This is a genomic window from Ruegeria sp. CI1, from assembly GCF_056536925.1.
In genome coordinates this window covers 393,064-410,014 of record NZ_JBQFQP010000001.1, presented here as the reverse complement: position 1 = coordinate 410,014, position 16,951 = coordinate 393,064, and the positions used below count along the sequence as shown (strand labels likewise).

The 16,951-nt window shown below is 59.9% G+C and carries 16 protein-coding genes and 1 tRNA gene; 3 read left to right on the top strand and 14 right to left on the bottom strand.

All coding sequences use genetic code 11. The features are described from left to right. Positions 1-332: 332 nt before the first annotated feature. A complete protein-coding gene (locus ACR0LZ_RS01935; RefSeq protein WP_480748079.1) occupies positions 333-1,499 on the bottom strand; it encodes a saccharopine dehydrogenase family protein in 1,167 nt (388 codons plus the stop codon). Positions 1,500-1,696: 197 nt separating this feature from the next. Here ACR0LZ_RS01935 and ACR0LZ_RS01930 point away from each other — a divergent pair, with 197 nt between their 5' ends. Beyond that, positions 1,697-2,620: an ankyrin repeat domain-containing protein gene (locus ACR0LZ_RS01930; RefSeq protein ID WP_480748078.1), complete on the top strand. Its 924-nt coding sequence runs from the start codon at positions 1,697-1,699 to the stop codon at positions 2,618-2,620. 306 nt (positions 2,621-2,926) lie between these two features. Here ACR0LZ_RS01930 and ACR0LZ_RS01925 read toward each other — a convergent pair whose 3' ends face one another. Next, entirely contained in the window at positions 2,927-3,637 is a 711-nt protein-coding gene (locus ACR0LZ_RS01925; protein ID WP_480748077.1) for a lysophospholipid acyltransferase family protein, read from the bottom strand. 144 nt (positions 3,638-3,781) lie between these two features. On the opposite strand from ACR0LZ_RS01925, the gene ACR0LZ_RS01920 reads away from it, so the two are divergent. Together ACR0LZ_RS01920 and lptF are read left to right on the top strand one after the other, a co-directional pair. Further along, a tRNA-Trp gene (locus tag ACR0LZ_RS01920) sits at positions 3,782-3,857 on the top strand. Positions 3,858-4,034: 177 nt separating this feature from the next. Then, complete coding sequence (gene lptF, locus ACR0LZ_RS01915; RefSeq protein ID WP_480748076.1) at positions 4,035-5,159, top strand: LPS export ABC transporter permease LptF; 1,125 nt, start codon at positions 4,035-4,037, stop codon at positions 5,157-5,159. On the opposite strand, the gene ACR0LZ_RS01910 is transcribed toward lptF, so the two are convergent. The 12 genes from ACR0LZ_RS01910 to ACR0LZ_RS01855 all read right to left on the bottom strand — a co-directional run bounded on the left by ACR0LZ_RS01910 (position 5,152) and on the right by ACR0LZ_RS01855 (position 16,701). Continuing rightward, complete coding sequence (locus ACR0LZ_RS01910) at positions 5,152-5,424, bottom strand: hypothetical protein (RefSeq protein ID WP_480748075.1); 273 nt, start codon at positions 5,422-5,424, stop codon at positions 5,152-5,154. The genes lptF and ACR0LZ_RS01910 overlap by 8 nt on opposite strands. After that, positions 5,381-6,928 carry a cytochrome D1 domain-containing protein gene (locus ACR0LZ_RS01905; RefSeq protein ID WP_480748074.1) on the bottom strand — a complete coding sequence of 516 codons (1,548 nt, stop codon included), beginning with the start codon at positions 6,926-6,928 and terminating at the stop codon, positions 5,381-5,383. The genes ACR0LZ_RS01910 and ACR0LZ_RS01905 overlap by 44 nt, the downstream gene beginning before the upstream one ends. Before the next feature lie 46 nt (positions 6,929-6,974). Beyond that, positions 6,975-8,186: a heme d1 biosynthesis radical SAM protein NirJ gene (nirJ, locus tag ACR0LZ_RS01900; protein WP_480748073.1), complete on the bottom strand. Its 1,212-nt coding sequence runs from the start codon at positions 8,184-8,186 to the stop codon at positions 6,975-6,977. A 7-nt stretch (positions 8,187-8,193) separates the two neighbouring features. Next, positions 8,194-8,676, bottom strand: a complete 483-nt coding sequence (ahbB, locus tag ACR0LZ_RS01895) for a siroheme decarboxylase subunit beta (protein ID WP_480748072.1) — start codon at positions 8,674-8,676, stop codon at positions 8,194-8,196. Continuing rightward, on the bottom strand, positions 8,673-9,125 hold the full coding sequence (locus ACR0LZ_RS01890) for an Lrp/AsnC family transcriptional regulator (protein ID WP_480748071.1): 453 nt from the start codon (positions 9,123-9,125) through the stop codon (positions 8,673-8,675). The genes ahbB (ACR0LZ_RS01895) and ACR0LZ_RS01890 overlap by 4 nt, the downstream gene beginning before the upstream one ends. Beyond that, positions 9,122-10,111: a siroheme decarboxylase subunit beta gene (gene ahbB / locus ACR0LZ_RS01885; RefSeq protein WP_480748070.1), complete on the bottom strand. Its 990-nt coding sequence runs from the start codon at positions 10,109-10,111 to the stop codon at positions 9,122-9,124. Before ahbB (ACR0LZ_RS01885) ends, ACR0LZ_RS01890 begins: the two co-directional genes overlap by 4 nt. Positions 10,112-10,115: 4 nt before the next feature. Continuing rightward, on the bottom strand, positions 10,116-11,261 hold the full coding sequence (locus ACR0LZ_RS01880) for a cytochrome D1 domain-containing protein (RefSeq protein WP_480748069.1): 1,146 nt from the start codon (positions 11,259-11,261) through the stop codon (positions 10,116-10,118). Continuing rightward, entirely contained in the window at positions 11,258-11,617 is a 360-nt protein-coding gene (locus ACR0LZ_RS01875) for a c-type cytochrome (RefSeq protein ID WP_480748067.1), read from the bottom strand. Before ACR0LZ_RS01875 ends, ACR0LZ_RS01880 begins: the two co-directional genes overlap by 4 nt. Then, positions 11,610-12,377: a uroporphyrinogen-III C-methyltransferase gene (cobA, locus tag ACR0LZ_RS01870; RefSeq protein ID WP_480748066.1), complete on the bottom strand. Its 768-nt coding sequence runs from the start codon at positions 12,375-12,377 to the stop codon at positions 11,610-11,612. Before cobA ends, ACR0LZ_RS01875 begins: the two co-directional genes overlap by 8 nt. Positions 12,378-12,595: 218 nt before the next feature. Further along, positions 12,596-13,012, bottom strand: a complete 417-nt coding sequence (locus ACR0LZ_RS01865; RefSeq protein ID WP_480748065.1) for a cupredoxin domain-containing protein — start codon at positions 13,010-13,012, stop codon at positions 12,596-12,598. Between the two features lie 59 nt (positions 13,013-13,071). Then, entirely contained in the window at positions 13,072-14,865 is a 1,794-nt protein-coding gene (locus ACR0LZ_RS01860) for a NapC/NirT family cytochrome c (RefSeq protein ID WP_480748064.1), read from the bottom strand. Positions 14,866-15,024: 159 nt separating this feature from the next. Further along, on the bottom strand, positions 15,025-16,701 hold the full coding sequence (locus tag ACR0LZ_RS01855) for a cytochrome D1 domain-containing protein (protein WP_480748063.1): 1,677 nt from the start codon (positions 16,699-16,701) through the stop codon (positions 15,025-15,027). Positions 16,702-16,951 lie beyond the last annotated feature (250 nt).

Sequence of the window (16,951 nt, the reverse complement as noted above, 5' to 3'; positions counted from 1 at the left end):
GCGATCCGCGAAGGCGGCCGCACCGTCGGCGCGGGTGTCGTGTCGAAGATTATTGAATAATTCGCGCAAGCGAATATCCAAAGAAAGGGCGCCCCTCGGGGCGCCCTTTTTGTTTGAATTCAATAATCCCGAGACGCACCGGAATAGCGTGTCGAAAATCATCGAGTAAGGTCGAGTTTTCGTCAGAAAACTCTGGCCAGTGGGCGGCAGTTGCTCTGAAAGAGCAATGAGAGCCCACTCGGTTGAACTAAAAAGGCCGTCCCACAGTGGGCGGCCTTTTTTGAGCTGCGCCGAGGGACAGCGCTCTTTCCTGTTGGAAAGAGAATTAGGGATCAGGAGTTCATTCTATCAAAAGATATCATCGTCTTGATATCATACGTGCACATTTCTCTCACAATATCGGATAGCTGAACGGCGGAGTGAGCGAACCTCGCTCCAGGCGCAACTTCGTTATTGAGAAGTTTCTTGACTGCTGCGGCGGCGGGCAGAATTGGAATGAATGGCCCATGATCCTGATGCGCCACCAAAGACCATGTTAACCCGGTTGCAATACCATCAGCGTCCGAGCCAGAGACCTTTACCATCATTCCGCCAGAACTCGACGTCGGAATTCGCGTGATTTTTCGCGCGCTTAACAAGATCGGCACTAGAAACTTCAGAGACTTCAGCAATCTGTGGCTGCGCAGGAACGCGACAGCCTCAATGCCTCTCTGTTCGATTCTTGATTCCAATCCGGCAGAAAAGGACACTCGAGATTGAACATTGAATTTCTCTCCGAGATATTCTGCATCATATGTTTCAACCGGAGCTACCCGTCGGAATCCCAACTCGGGCACCTCTACACGCCGGGAGTTCTGCCAGCCAGGTACTGATCTAAGGTGCCCGTCGTCCCAGAGAGGAACGCTTTTGCCAGCATAGCTTAGTATCGCTTCGATTACAGAACGACCAACCTCGCTTCTGCCTCCCGGAGTGATGCAAATGTCTATACTGTCGATGCGTTTCCAACCGTCGGTAACGTCTTTCACCACGCATGTCGAAAGCGTCGGGGACGAGCTTGCGCCCGCCAATGCGGCTACGCTACTTTCCCGGGCAATAGGATCGAGACAATGGGAAAAACCGGCCAAAAAATCCCGGGCATCTGACAGATCCACATAGTGCGCGCCCGCTTGCAGAACTGTTCGAGCACAATCATAACCGGAGCCTTGAAATGGGCCGGAGCAATCCACCACAATGAACGGACGTAGGTCATCCAATGTTTGGCGGAAATTGGTGTGCGTATCCAACTGGATCGGATGAACCGGACCGCCCTGATTTGTCAGTGTGTCGACAAAGCTTTTGGCGCTGTTGATGCTACGGGAAGAGACGTGCAGTTCGAGCTTGTCACAGGAAGCAAGATGGCGCACCAAGCGTTTTCCAAATACACCTGTGCCTCCTATGATCAAAACCTTCTTGGTCATAACGTCGATCATTCTTTCGGATTGAACTCGGTAGTCGGCCATTACTTCGCCGTATCAGCGTGGAAAGACAAGGATGCCTCAGAGCGACGCATCGCCCCAATCGCGTTCGATGAGGTCTGAAGCTGAAAGGCATTTTCCTTCTCTACAGACCTAGACAAGTGTGCAAATTCACCCCGAATTCCATTTTTGAATGACATGCCTCTATAGTGACGTATTGTTTTCGGTTTGGGGGTGATCGGATGACAGCTTGGCAAGGAGGGGTGCTGGTCGCTGGTTTGGTATCGACCCTGATGCTTTTGCCGCCTGCCTCGGCAGACCCGATTCATGATGCTGCGATGGTGGGGGATGTGGCGGAGTTGCGGGGGGTTCTCGAGGCGGGAACAGACCCGAATCTCGCCCGAACCCAAGGTGGCCCCACGCCGCTTTTCTTTGCCGCCGATCGTGGTCACCCGGATGCCGTCGCGGTGTTGATCGCGCAAGGTGCCGATGTGGACAAGTTGACCCGCCGCGGTGGTGCGTTGCATATCGCGGCCCGGCGGGGACGGCAGGACATTGTCAAACTGTTGCTTGAGGCCGGGGCGAACCCGAACCTCATCGGCGGTGAAAACATGACGCGGCCCCTTCACGAGGCGGCTTATGGCGGATCGGCGGAGATCGTGGGGATGCTGCTTGATGCCGGCGCGGATGTGAACGGGCGGACGGATTTTCGGGGTGAAGAGCCGGCAATACATTTCGCGGCCAGCAGGGGGCATGACGGTGTTGTGGCGCTCCTTCGTGAGCGCGGGTTCGAGCCGTGGACACCGGAGCCGGTCACGGCGGCAGAGCTGACTGGCGCCGATCTTGAACTGGGTGAATCCGAAGCTCAGAACTGCAGCCCCTGCCACAGTTTCGAACCCGGCGGTTTCGGCAGGCGTGCGGGGTCACTTTGGAACATGATCGGTGCGCCGAAGGCGTCGGACCCCGGAATGGCCTATTCCGATGCCATGGCGGGGATGACCGGCGTGTGGGATTTCGAGGCCCTGAACGTGTATCTGGCGGATATTCAGGGGAGCGTTCCGGGAACCGCGAAGTATTTTGGTACGGTTCGGGATCGCAAGAACCGGATTGCGGTCATTGCCTATTTGCGCACCCTGGCGGATGATCCTGTCCCGCTTCCGGAATGATGTGGATAGAGAGGGGCGACAAAGGAACGACGAGATATCCAAGTGTGATCTGGTTCACAGACGGAAAGTGACGTCAGGTCAATACTCATCACATTCCTGTGTTATCGGAGTGAGTCGGATGCCGTTTCTGAACAAGACCCAGCCCACCACGATTTTCTGGGCCGTTTACCGCTCTTTCGAACGTTGCGCCAAGATGCAGAGCCGGGTGAACAGGCTTCACTGAAGGTCGCGCAAATCGAACCTTGATTGGGCATCTGGCTGAACAAGCCGGGTGCCATCCGGCGCAACACTCCGGGAAAATATCCGTCACTCTTCGGGTGCGGGGGCCCAGGGCTTTCTTCCAACCATCCTGTCGGCTTCGGCGGTGATATCGTTCATGTGCTGTTCCAGGCTTTGGCGCAGCGCTTCGATCTGGTCTTCGGTCGCTTTGCGCGGCACGCCCTCGGTCCATTCCCGGCACAGGAAAACGCCTTCGTTCCGCCAGGGGCGCGGCATCAGCAGGCGGTCCCATGTTCCGGCCTCGCGCCCGTAGCGGGCGGAATAGGTAATGCCGAAGATCCGTTTTCCAGACGTGCGCGCCCAGATCAGGGGCACGGTTGAGGCGATGCGTTCGGGGCCGCGCGGGCCGTCGGCGGCGATACCGATTGAGACGCCTTCCTTCATCCTGCCCAGCACCTCGCGCGAGAGCGCCACGTGACGTTTGTGGCTGGACATGGCGATGGTGTCCATTCCGAAGAGCTTTTGCACACGCCCGACCATGCTGCCGGCGCGGGCTGCGGAGGTGATCGAACAGATGCGCCCCTTGTCGAGCGGGAAGAAATACGGCGATTGGGCCAGCCGCTGGTGCCAGAGCACCACTATGACCGGCTCGCCCTGAGCGGCCAGTTGATCCAGTTCATCATAGCCGATCCGCTGCCATTTGGTGTTGCGGTGCACCATGCGGATATATCCGGCAATGCGCCGGGCCAGCCAGTTCAGCACTGTTTCGCTATCGGCGATTTTCTTGCGCAAACTCACCTGTCGGGTCCTCCGTTCGGGCCGGGAACGGTTTACCCGACCTGACGCGTGACGCAACTTGTTTGTCCCTGTCTGCAATCGGCAAGGAATGTGAAAAAGCCTCTTGAGTCCTCCGCGTCGGTGGCATATCTGGTTGCTCACCACAGGGGTATAGCTCAGTTGGTAGAGCGACGGTCTCCAAAACCGTAGGTCGCGGGTTCGAACCCTGCTGCCCCTGCCAGTTCCCATAAATGAATACGAATGCCGGGCGATGTGGCGCATTGGTTTGAATTGGCCGGTTGCCTGGTCGGCTTGAAGACAGATTGTCCGGTTCTGGTGAGCCAGGCTCAATCGCTGTTTTCTATGCCGTGCGATTGCAATAATGTCGTCGCAACTATGTGCGGCCCGATGGAGTCAGATGTCGCGTTTTGATGGATACTACCTGCGGCAGCTGCTGGTGCTGTTCGGGTTTTTCACGCTGGTTCTGGTCGGTGTGTTCTGGATTACCCGTTCGGTCAGCCTGTTTGACAAGGTGATCAGCGGCGGCCAGTCGGCCATGGTGTTTCTGGAGTTTACGGCACTGTCGCTGCCAACATTGATCCGCACGGTCATGCCGATGGCGGTATTTGCTTCGGCTGTATACGCGACCAACCGGTTAAGCCGGGAAAGCGAGTTGACGGTCATGCTGGCGACCGGGTTCAGCCCGTGGCGGCTGGCCCGACCCGTTCTCTGGTTCGGAGTGATTACCGGGTTGATGATGGGAGCCATCAGCATCTATTTGCGCCCGGCGTCCATACTGCAGCTTGAACAGCGTCAGGAAGAGGTGGCCGGTGATGTCACGGCCCAGCTGTTGAACGAAGGTGAATTCCTGCACCCATCCGACGGGGTGACGGTCTATATTGGACAGATCGAGCTGGATGGAACGCTGAAGGATGTGTATCTGTCCGATCGGCGCGACCCACAGGTGCCTGTGACCTATTCCGGGGCCGAGGCCTATCTGGTTCGGGGCAAGGATGGCATCAACCTTGTCATGCTCGACGGCATGGCATTGCGGTATCATGCGCGCAACCGCACGATGTCGACGACGCTGTTCGAGGATGCGACCTATGACATTTCATCACTGGCCGATGACGGGATGGGGTTGAAACGCAGCCTGCAGGCGGTGCCGACGCTGGATCTGCTGCGTGGGCCGGAGGCAATGGCCGAGGTCGAGGACTATACCCAAGGTGAGATTACCGAAGAGCTGCATCAGCGGCTTTCGTGGACGTTCATCTGTATTGCGGTGTCTTTGGTTGGATATTCCACCCTGATGCTGGGCGGGTTTTCCCGATTTGGGCTTTGGCCGCAAATTTTGGGCGCGTTCACCATACTGGTGATACTCGAAGGTGTTCGGGGTTTTGTGGCACCGATGGTGATCGCTCGGCCCGAACTTTGGGGGCTGCTGTACCTGCCTGCACTTGCCGGTGTGGCGGTATCAGCTGTTTTCCTGTCAATCGCAGGCAGGCCGCTCAAGCTGTTCCGTTCTGCTGCGGCGGCTAGTTGACGTCTCCGTCGGCCTCGTCCATCAGCCCGCGCAGCCAGCGCCCAGCAAGCCAGGTAGCGGGAACCCCCAACGGGATGGACCACAGGATTGCCGAGACCGGGCTGATGGCCGGAAAGCCCAGACCATGCGCGATCAGCCCGACCAGAAACAGGTTGATCGCGACAGTCAGCGCAGAGGCCGGATAAAGCAGCAAGGCCAGCTTCCATACCGGCCAGCGTCCGTCAGTGGCTGGTGCCTTCGGAGAAGGTGATTTTGTTCCAGACATTGTATTTTCCCGAGGGTTTGCGCATCGGCAGGCGTTTGACCTCTTCCAGAGTATTGGCGTCATAGACGATAACAGCGCCGTCGTCTTCCCAGATCGAAACCAGAGCGTGGCGGCCGTCCTTGGTGAATTCCACGTGGGCCACCGTTTTGCCGGGTGCAGGGCGCAGGGTTTTGACGATCTCGAGGCTTTGCTTGTCGATCACGTGCATCGCGTCCTTGTTCGGGCCAAAGAACACGTCGGTCCAGACATAAGGTGAATTTTCGTGCCCGCGCATGAAGAATCCGGGGCCTTCGGTTTCAATCCGCTTGATTGTCTGCCAATTCTCCATGTCGATTACCGACACCACGCCATCGGTCAGGTGCGGTGTCGCCATGACGGTTTTGCCGTTGCGTGACCAGGTGATGCCTGACCCAAGGTGCGGCATGCCGGGCAGATCGAGATCCGCAATCTTGTGCCCTATCACCAGGTCGATTACCTGGCCGCCTTTACCGTCGCGCGACGCGCCCATCACGTATTCATAGGTCTGGTCGAAAAAGAAATCGTCCAGATAGTCGGGCGTGGTGATTTTGCGCACCGGGAAGGGATCGGGGTTCTTGACCTGACCTTCGATGCGGAAATCGTGCCCCAGACCGAATTGCGGCGGGTTGGCACCATAGAACACTTCCCAGATCTCGGGTACGTCCTTGAGCGCCAGCACAAAGCTTTCACGTGGCGGAGCCTGATAGACGGCAGAGACCCGGCTGGGCTTGCCTTTCTTGCTTTTGATCTCAACCACCTTGGCAACCGACAGATCCTCGGTCGACAGAAGCGTCAGCGAGTTGGGCAGATAGTTGGCGATGGCAACCCATTTGCCATCGCTTGACATGGCGATGTTGCGGCTGTTCACGCCGGCGCGCACGCGCCCCACCTGTTTGAGTGCCCAGATGTCGTATTTCTGAACCCAGCCATCACGGGACATGATGAAGACATAGCGCCCGTCGGGGCTGAATTTCGGGCCACCATGCACGGCAAAGGGGGTTTCGAACCTGTCGAGCACCTCGAATGTATCGCCGTCCAGAACGGACACATGGTGATCGCCGGTTTCGACGACCAGAGTGATATTCATCGGGTCGCTGTTCCAGACCGGAGCATCAACGGCGACATAGTCTTCGTCCAGCGTTCGGCTGGCCATGATATCCGCCTCGCCCCATTCGGGTGTGGATGCCAGCGGGGATTTCAGCCAGTCCGCCAGTTCCCCGATTTGAGCCGTATCCAGTTGCTCGGCGAAAGCAGGCATCTGCGTGGCGATGCGCCCGTCGGCGATCACGGCGGCCACATGAGGCCCGCGCATCCGTTTCAGCGTTTCGGGGATCAGGGCCGGGCCAACACCGCCCAGACGCCCGGCGCCGTGGCATTCGGCGCAATAGTCGGCATAGTTCTTCGCCGGGTCGGCGCCCAAGGGCAGGGCCATCACTGTCCCGAGCAGCAGGGCCGCAAGGCCCGTCCGTTTGTTCCAATTCCGCATGTTCGCGTTCCTTCTTTACCCCTTTCGAGGCAGGCAACCCGTCAGTTCAGAAGAACTGGTGTGCCGGGTCGTGGCTTTTGCCCCGGAAAGGCGTGACTTCGAGCCGTTCGGCGCTTTTTACGCCGATCTCGGCATCGTCCAGATAGCAGGCCGGGTCTTCGGCCCAGGGATCGCCGGTCAGTTGCAGGGCGCGGATACGGGTGTTGCCGCCACAGACATCCTGCAGCCTGCACGCGCCGCAGCGCCCCTTCAGCGGACGGGGGCGGGTGCGAAGAAGGGCCAGCATCGGGTCATTGCCGGTCCACAGTTCCGAGAACGGCGTCGTCTTGACGTTGCCCACGGTGTAGTCGGACCAGTAGGTGTCAGGGTGCACCCGGCCAAGGTTGTCGATATTGGCGACGCCCAGACCGCTGGAGTTGCCGCCCCAGGCCGCCAGATGCTCGCGCACATGCGCTGCCTTGGCCTCGTCGAAATTGCGGCGCACCCAGTCGAGGAAATACCCCGCGTCGGCATCGTTGTTGCCGGTCACGATGTCCAGCGGCGCTTCTTCGGCGACGGCGACCCAGGCGCGATCCAGCAGCAGGTCCATCGCGTGTCGGGTACGCAGGCGCTGGGCGTCCTCGCCACGGTTCTTGTCACCGCGCCCGGCATAGACCAGGTGGCTGAGATAGAACTTGTCAACGCCCTCGTCGTCGCAAAGCTGGATCAGGTCGGGCAGGTGATGCTGGGTGCCTTCGGTCAGGCAGAAACGCAACCCCACCTTGATGCCGCGCTTCTTGCATTCGCGCACGCCGCGCAGAGCGTCGGCAAAAGCGCCTTCGACGCCGCGGAACCAGTCGTTGGTGGCGCCGATCCCATCGAGGGATATGCCGACATAGCTGAACCCGACATCGGCGATCCGGTCGGCTGTTTCGCCGTGGATCCTGGTGCCGTTGGTCGAGAGCGCCAGCATCGGCACCAGTTCGCGGGCGCGGGTGGCGATATCGAAGAAATCAAAGCGGTCCAGCGGCTCGCCACCAGACAGGATCAGGGCGGGAACGCGGAACTGGCCGATATCCTCGAGCGTCGACATGGCCTGTTCGTGGCTGAGTTCGCCGGGGAAATTCACGTCCGCAGACACGGTATAGCAGTGACGGCATTTCAGGTTGCAGCGGCGGGTCAGGTTCCAGATCACCACCGGTTTGACAGGGCCGGGGCGGCGTTTGCGAACCGGTGTCGGTTCGACAAGTTGCTTCATGTATTCGGTCAGGCGGAACATGGGGGCTTCAGCCTTTCTGTTTCAGGCGCAGCCCGGTCTTTTTCAGGATGCGCGTGGAGTAGAGGATATCGTGACCTTGACAGGCATCACCAAGGATCGCGGCGATGTCGGCGCGCTGGGCCTCGACCTCGTCGCGGTTTTCGCCATGGACCATGGCAAACAGGTTGTAGGGCCATTCCGGCAGGGCCCGGGGGCGTTCATAGCAATGGGTGACATAGGGCAGGGCACCGATACGGGCGCCAAGTTCGGCAATGCGGCTGTCATCGACATTCCAGACCGTCATTCCGTTGGCAGTCATTCCCAGCTTGTAGTGGTTTGGGGCGGCGGCGATGCGGCGGATCACGCCGCTGTCTTTCATTTCGGCGATACGCTGCAACAGCTCAGATTCGGCAAGGCCGATCTGCGCTGCGATCCGGGTGAACGGGGCGTGGGTCAGGGGCAGGCCGCCCTGCATCGCTTCGATGATCTGTCTGTCTGTTGCGTCGATCATGCCGCCACCCGGAACCCGATGAAGAATTCTTGCAGTTTGGGGAAGCGGAGGACTTGCACCCCGGTTTCCCTTTCGATGGCATCGGCGGTGGCCTCGATCCCCTCGGGCGTTTCGGTGGCCAGCACGAACCACATGTTCAGCCGGTGCGTGCGCTCATAATTATGGGCAACCTCGGGGTGGGCATTGACTTTGGTCAGGACCGTTTCGAATTCCTGTTCCGGCACCGCCATGGCGCACAGGCAGAACGCGCCACCCATGGCGGCAGCATCGAAGAACGGGCCGAAGCGGGTGATCACCCGATCGTCTTTCAGCCGCGCAAGCCGGTCAAGCAGGTCGCTTTCACCGATCCCCAGTTCCTCGGCCACGGCGGCATAGGGATGGGGCACCAGCGGCAGGTCGTCCTGCATCCGGTTCAGGATCGCACGGTCGATGGCGTCGAGAGGCGTCATGCCGCGACCTCCCTGGCCTTGATCAGCGCACCGGTCTGCTTGAAACAGCGGGTCGAGAACAGAACCTTGTGCCGCGCGCCGGAGAGTTCGGGCAATTCGGTAGCACCGGCCAGCACGTCACGGGCCTCGGGACGGGAGCGGGCGTGGATCATCGAATAGAGGCGGTAGGGCCAGACTTTTTCAACCGGGCGGCGTTCGTAACACAGCGTCACGCCGGGATGGGCGGCCAATGCCGGGCCTGCGCTGTCGATCTGTTCGGCAGGGAGATCCCATACGACCATCGCGTTCGAGGACCAGCCCAGAGCGCGGTGCCGGACAATGATGCCCAGCCGCGAAACGATACCAGCCTCATGCAGGATCGCGATCCGCTGCATGACGTCGTCCGCGTCGCGACCCAGGGAGCGGGCGAGTGTGGCATAGGGTGTGGCGACCAGAGGCAAGCCGGTGCTCAGCGCCTGAAGAAGGTCCAGATCGCCGGTCTGCATCACCGAACGGTCGATCTTGCGTGCCACTGGCACACGGGGCGTCTTTTCCGCCATCCTGAAGCCGAGATCGACGTTGAACGGACGGACCAGCCGCAGGTCGAGAACCCGCAGGCCGGTGCGGTCACCGATCCGCGCCAACGTCTCGTCGACGTGCTGCCGGTCGGGTCCGGTGGCGACAAACCAGAGGTTCCATTTGTCTTCGCGCTGATAGTTGTGATTGACCCCCGGTTCGGCGTCGATCATGGCGGCGACCTGTTCCAATCGGCCTTCGGGGGCGGCGACAGCGGCGAGAGTGCTGGCCGAAACGGTACCTGGCGCAATTGTTGCGCCGACACGGGTGATGCGCCCTGCGGCGCGCATCCGGGCCAGACGGTCGATCACCTCGTTCTCGGGCAGACTCAGCGTGTCGGCGAGTACCTGAAACGGTCGCTCGGTCACCGGAAAATCGCGCTGGAAATCATCCAGCAGGCTTCGGTCGATCGGATCGGTAATGTGGCACATGGCGTCAAAGCCCCGTTCTGTGCGCGCGGGCAGTAAAGAAAATGCCCGAGGGGCTGTCCGCCTCGATTTCGCGCAATTTTTCAAATGTTTGCGTGTCGTAAATCATGACCTTTCCGGCATCTCTGACACTGATCCACACCTCGTGCCCACGTGGTGTGAACTCCATGTGCAGCACCGCCGGGCCGGGTTTGAATTCGTGAATGATTTCCTTGGTGACGGTGTCGATCACCTGAATCGTATCGTTCAGGGGGTGGGCAAAGTTGACCCAGACCTGACGGCCATCGGGCCGGGCCATGGCAAAGACGGGCTGGCCGTGGGTCTTGGTGCGCCCGGTCTCGGTCAGAGTGTCGGCATCGACCCAAAGAACTTCGTGATGGCCGACAGCAGGCAGGACGAACTCGCGCCCCGTCAGCGCCCAGCCTTCGAGGTGGGGCATCTTGTAGACCGGCATTTCTTCTTGACCACGACCATAGCCCGGCAGGACGCGGATCGGTTCGGGATTGTCCGACCACAGGTCAAGCGCGGTCAGACCGTCCTCGCCAAAAAGACCGGTGATATAAGTGCGGCCATTGGCGGTGATCAGCGCGTCATAAGGATTTTTGCCCATGTCGGCGATCCTGGTGATGTCCGGCGCGCCCTTTGCGAAATCGGCAATCCATGTTTCGCCCGTGTCCCACATGGTGAACACGAAGCGGCGGCCCGGCGCGTCGACCAGACCGATGGTTTTGCTGTCGGTGGGAATATCCGCGACCATGTCCAGCGTGTCGGCGTCGAACACGCGCACACCACCGGGTTCGTAGTTGGACACGGCCACCAGTTTGCCGTCATCCGAAATGGCTCCGCCGATGGCGTTGCCCGCCTGTACGACGCGGTTCACGATCTGGCGGGTGACTATGTCGACCTTGGTCAGCCCACCATCGCGGCCGAAAACATAGGCGAACCGTTCATCGGGTGAATAGACCAGCGAGGCATGGCTGAGATCGCCCAGGCCTTCGATCCGTGCCAATGCGGCGCGATCGGACTGGTCGACCAGGAGGACCGAGCCGGTCGCACGTTCGATCACGAGGCCAAGATCGCCGGTGGCCATTGGTTCGGCCTGTGCAGTGCTCATCATCAGCGTGGCCAGCAGGCCGAATGCAATCCGTTTCATTGTCCCTCCGGTTCCAGCAGGTAACGGGCGATCCACTCGGCCTCTTCCTGAGTCATCAACGGACGCCAGGGGGGCATGGCCGTATCCGGAATACCGTCGAGGATGACGCCGGTCAGAATGTCCAGATCATAGTGTTGCAGTGTCTCGGAGCGCAGATCAGGGCCAAGCCCTCCCTTGAGCGACAGGCCGTGGCACGAGCCGCAATCCTGATGCACCAGACGTTTCAGGGCGTTCGGGTCGAGTGCGTCGGCGGCAATGGCCGAGGTCGCGACCAGCGCCAGTGTGGTCAGCGTGGCGCGAAAGGAAAAACCGATCCGCCCGGGTGTGGCGGACGGCATTTGCATGAAGCTAGGCATTGGCAGTTGCCTGTTCGATAAGGTCGGCAACGGGACGCTCGTCGTAGAGTGACACCACCTTGCCGATGATGAAAAGAGTAGGGGCGGTCAGTTGGGCTTCGCGAACATCCGTTGCGATGCGGTCGAGGCGCGACACCAGGCGCCGCTCGTCCGGCGTGGTGGCGCGGCCCACGGCCAGAACCGGGGTCGAACCGGGCAGGTTCTCGGTCATCAGGCCCATTGCGATCTGGCCGATATTGGCAACACCCATGTAGATCACGAGCGTGGTCGACGGATCGGCCAGCCGTTTCCAGTCGAGGTCGAGAACCTTGTCGGCCTGACGGTGGCCGGTGACATATTGCACCGAGGTCGCCAACCCGCGATGGGTGAGCGGCACGCCGGTCGAGCAGGAGGCGCCCTGAGCGGCGGTGATGCCGGGCGCGTATTCGACCGCGATGTCATGAGCCGTCAGATAGGCGGCCTCTTCGGAACCGCGGCCGAAAATCACCGGGTCGCCGCCCTTCAGGCGGGCTACCGTATGTCCGGCGCGGGCCTGTTCAAGCAGTATCTCGTTGATCTGCTCCTGCGGCACGGTATGGCATTTGGGGGCCTTGCCGACCGGGATCATGCTCGCGCCCTCGGGGCTCATGGCGAGGATTTCGGGCGAAACCAGGCGGTCATAGACAACGACATCGGCTTCGCGCAGCATCCGCAGCGCGCGCAGGGTCATCAATTCAGGGTCGCCCGGGCCGGCTCCGATCAGAAATACCTTACCGCTCATTTGCAAACTCACTTGTCCTGAACTTCCGCAGACGCCGACCCTCGGAACACAGTCCGTCCGCGCGCAAAAAAGCGAGTGAAAACGGGAGTGTGGCTGGGGATTCCTGGCGTTCCATGGTCGCAGACTGGCTGATGGCAAAAGGAGTCGCCTTGACATAAGTTAAGGAGCGCGAGAATTGCTCTCGCGCCCCTTGATCATGCCCGAATTGTCGCCTTGGTTCAGGGTTCGACCGTGACCATTCCGATCATGTTCTGCGTTTCCCAATGCGGGCCGCACAGGTAGTCCTGCGGGCCGGGGGTGAGAAAGGTCAGCTCGACGGTTTCTTCGGGGAATATCCGGTCGGTTTCCGGCACGCTTCCGTCTTTCAGCAGCACGCTGTGACTGGTGCGCTTGTCGACATTTACCCAGCGCACCGTTGTTCCCGTTTTGACGGTCAGTTGCGCGGGGCAGAAATTGTATTTGTACATCAATACGATCTCGGCATCCTCGACCGTATCCGAGGGCTGTCCGAACAGTTCGACATAGCGCTCTTCGGCTTCGGCGCAGATTGCAGCCGTGTCTTCGTCGGCGGCAAAAACGGGAAAAGCTGCCGCAAGCGACAGCAGGGTGGCGGGAAGAAGGTGTTTGGCATGCATCTGTCAGATCTCCTTTCCGGAAAGAACAGGGGCCGGAGTTGTCCGGCCCCTGCAAGCACTTACTGTTTCACCACATTAATGGTCGCGCTGTCATCATCCAATGCGAGGCTGGTGTTCAGCGTGACGTGGTGGAAGCGGGCAGCGGCAAAGTCGTCGTGGATCGCAAAGCCGACCGTGTAGGTCTGACCCGGAACCAGTGGTACGTCGCCGGGGGCACCGCTGTCGAGCGGCCGGGTAAAGACCACGGTCCAGATACCACCCGACAGGCTGGCCGAGGCGGCCATTTCGCCGTCATTCACGACCCGTTGCTCCAGCAGATAGCCATTTGAGGAACTGCCGTCGGCATAGACACGCATCAGGTCGAGGAAGGTGCCGTCCTTGAGATACTGTTCGATCTCTGCCTCGGCCTTCAGCTTGTCCCAACCGCCCAGCGGTTTATCCCCACGACCCCGGATTTCGATGTCGGTGCGGCTTTCGCTGAGGTATTTAGTGACCGTGTTCTGGGCGGTTAGCCGCGCGGTGACGTCACCGTTTGCCGCCACGCCATCCGCGCCCGGATCGAAGGGCATATAGGTATTGTCGGCGTGGCAAGAGGCCCAGCACCCCACCTGATCGCCCATTTCAATTCCGGTTCCGGTGATCATCATGGCGACCTTGATCTGGTTGTCGGGGTCCATCTTGCCGCCGTCGACAAACGGGGCAGGGTTATGGCCCGCATCCGACCATTGCAGGCGAATGTACAGATTTTCGTCGTCATGCGCCGCCTGAACGGTTGCATCGATCACGCCGCGCTTGCCCGGAATCGGGGTCGGTTCCAGATCTCCGCCTGCAACAATCTTGTTGCCGATCGTGTCCAGTTCCTTGGCGTGGCAGGTCGAGCATTGATCGCCGCCCTTTGTCAACGGACGCGCGCCACCGTGGGTTTTGCCGTTCTGAACCCATTCGAACGAGGCTTGGCCAGGGTAGAACAGTTTCATGTCCGTCGCGGCGACCGAGTTCCAGTCGATGTTGGAAGCGACATCGTCGCCACCACCAGCGGCCGAGGCCTCGGTTGCGTTGCCGTTGGCATTGGCGCGCTCTTCGGCGACCGCCGATTCGACCGCAGCGGCAATCTGGGCTTGTACGGCTTCCTGCTGCGCCTTCTTGGCGGCGTTTGCTGCTTCGGCCTCGGCGGCTTCCTTGGCTTCGATTCGTGCGAGGCTTGCCAAGTATTCTTCCGGAATCTCACGGATGAAATCCGGATTCGGCGTTTCGAGTTTTTCCAGATACTCTTCATCCGCGCGCTCGCGGGCGTCCGAGTGAGCGATACCCTTGTGACAGTCGATGCAGGTCTGACCCACTTTCATCGCGTTCAGGTGTTGTTGACGTGCGCGGGGACGCTGGAATTCGGGCATCATCGATTCGAAATCGTGACAGTTCCGGCATTCGCGCGAATCGCTGGACTTCATCCGCTCCCACTCGTTCATGGCCAGATGCACGCGCTTGGCCTCGAACTTCTCTCGGGTGTTGATGGTGCCGACCATCTTTCCGTAAAGCTCTTTTGAGGCCTTGATCTTGCGGATGATCTTGTGGGTCCAATCCTTGGGAACGTGGCAATCGGAGCAGACCGCGCCCACGCCCGAGCGGTTCACGTCATGGATCGTGCCCTGATATTCCTGATAGACGAAATTCTCCATCTCGTGGCACGAGATGCAAAAATCCTTGGTGTTTGTGGCTTCCATTGCGGTGTTGAAACCGCCCCAGAAGACGATACCGGCGACAAATGCACCGGCGATACCGGCCAAGGGCATTCCCCAAAGGAAATACCGGCGCCAGATCGGTTTTTTCTTTTCCGTGTCCGTGGGCTGGTTCATGTCCAGACTCCGTATTGGCTTTGTTGTCTGGCCTTGGGTGAGAGGCCGGTTGCTTTGGCTGTTTGGTCGCGGGCCTGTGTGACAGTTGGGTCACGCGTGCCCGGGAACGAGGAAGGGGCGGGCGATCTGCCCGCCCCTTCCATGGCAGTTCCTGTCACATCAGGTGACGTGGTTCGAACGGTTGTAGACGTTGAACTTGCCGGTCGGGGCAAACAGTCCATCGATCCGCCCGATCTCTTCCAGCGTTTCCGCGTCGAAGATCACGATCTGACCGTTCGGTTCTTTCGAGTCGGCCAGGTTCCATTTGGAGACCCAAACTTCGGTGCCGTCTTTGTTGAACTCGAAGTGAACCGCGGCGTTGCCTTCGTCCTCGGTGATCTGGATCGTTTTCACGATCTCACCGGTTGCCTTGTCAATGACCTGCACCGACTGCTGGATTTCAGGCTCGGGGTGTTTGGTCTGGTCAGCCCACACGTACTTGGAGTTAGGGTGGGTCCGGACAAACAGGCCGGGGCCGTCTGTTTCCACTTCGTAGCAGATCTTCCAAGCGTTGTCGGCATGGCCTTCCGGGTCGTTGCCCCAGACGGTCACGGTGCCGACGCCCAGGTGGGTCGTACCGGCCACCGGGCCGCAGTTCGGGTCTTCCCAGTTGGCGCCCGGGCCGGGGTGCGGCAGGGCTGCGGTGTCGATCATTGCTTCGAGCTTGTGCGTCTGGGTGTCAACGACAACCATTTTGTTCGACGCGTTCGCGGCGATCTGGAAGTACCGGCCTGTCGGGTCAAAGAACCCGTCGTGCAGGAATTTGGCCGAGTTGATCTTGTCGATCCGCAGGTTGTCGAGGTCGGAATAGTCCACTTGCCACAGTTGGCCCAGCTCTTTCACCGCGACGATCCAGGTCGGTTCGTTCGGGGTGGTGTAGATGGCAGCCACACGGCTTTCTTCGACGTATTCGCCATCGACGTTGGTGCCGCGGGTCGAGACGACTTTCAGCGGTTCCATGGTTTGAGCATCGACAATCGCGAAGTGCGGCGGCCAGTAGCCCCCACCGATGACGTACTTGCCGTCGCCGGACACGGCCACGTCACGTGCGTCGTAGGCAATCTTGACTTCCGAAACCAGCATCTTGTCCGGCGTCTGCCAGAGGTCGATCTTGGTCATCTTGCCGTCGCGGCCCATGGTGTACCAGAAGCGGCCAGGGTTTTCCGACTCTTCCAGCTTGTGGTGCTCGGAGGCCTTGAGCACGTGCACGGCATAGCCGGTCGGGATGTGCGCCAGTACTTCCTTGGTGTCGCCGTCAATCACGGCCACCTTGCCTACGTCACGTTCGATGACGACAAAGAAGTTTTCCCAATTGCGGCCATGCAAAGGCTCGGTCGGGTAGTCGGCTTCTTCGACATAGACCTTGCGGGTCTGTTTCATTTGCTCGAGGGACATCTCGGGCGGTTTCGGCGCGTCCATCATGATGTACGTCGCCATGTCCTTGATTTCCTGCTCGGTCATGATGTCCGAGAAGTTGTTCATCCCGCCTTCGGTACCCCAGGCGATGATTTTCTCAAGGCGTTCCTGCCCCAGCTTCAGGGTGCCACCTTCGGTGACAGTGCCGTCTGCGGCGGTCTTTTTCCAATGGGGTTCAAGGTTTTTACCGGTGGCACCTTTGCGCAGAACGCCGTGGCAGCCCGCGCATTGTTCGAAGTAAAGCTGCTTCGAGCTTTCGAAGGCTTCTTCGCTCAGGGTTGGCTCTTGTGCGAATGCTGGCGCGGCGACAGTGCCAAGCAGCATTGCCAGACCAGCCCCCAGGGCGCGTCCGGTTTTGTTGTAGCTGATTCCAAGTGACATGATCACTCTCCATATGCGTGGTGAGGCAGGTCGGAATGTGCGGCAAACGGGGGCGGTGCCGCCTTGACAAAAGTCAACGGAGTTCGCGGAAACGTGAATCCGTACGGGCGTCATCCCGCCGCAGGTCGACCTGAAATCCCGAATTCAATTGATTTTGGTTAAGTGTGACGCCTCATCTGCCCGCTAGTTGTTTTGCTGCGGGCATTTTGGACCCAAGTGTCGCAGATGGCCGTTTAAGAAAACAAATGAA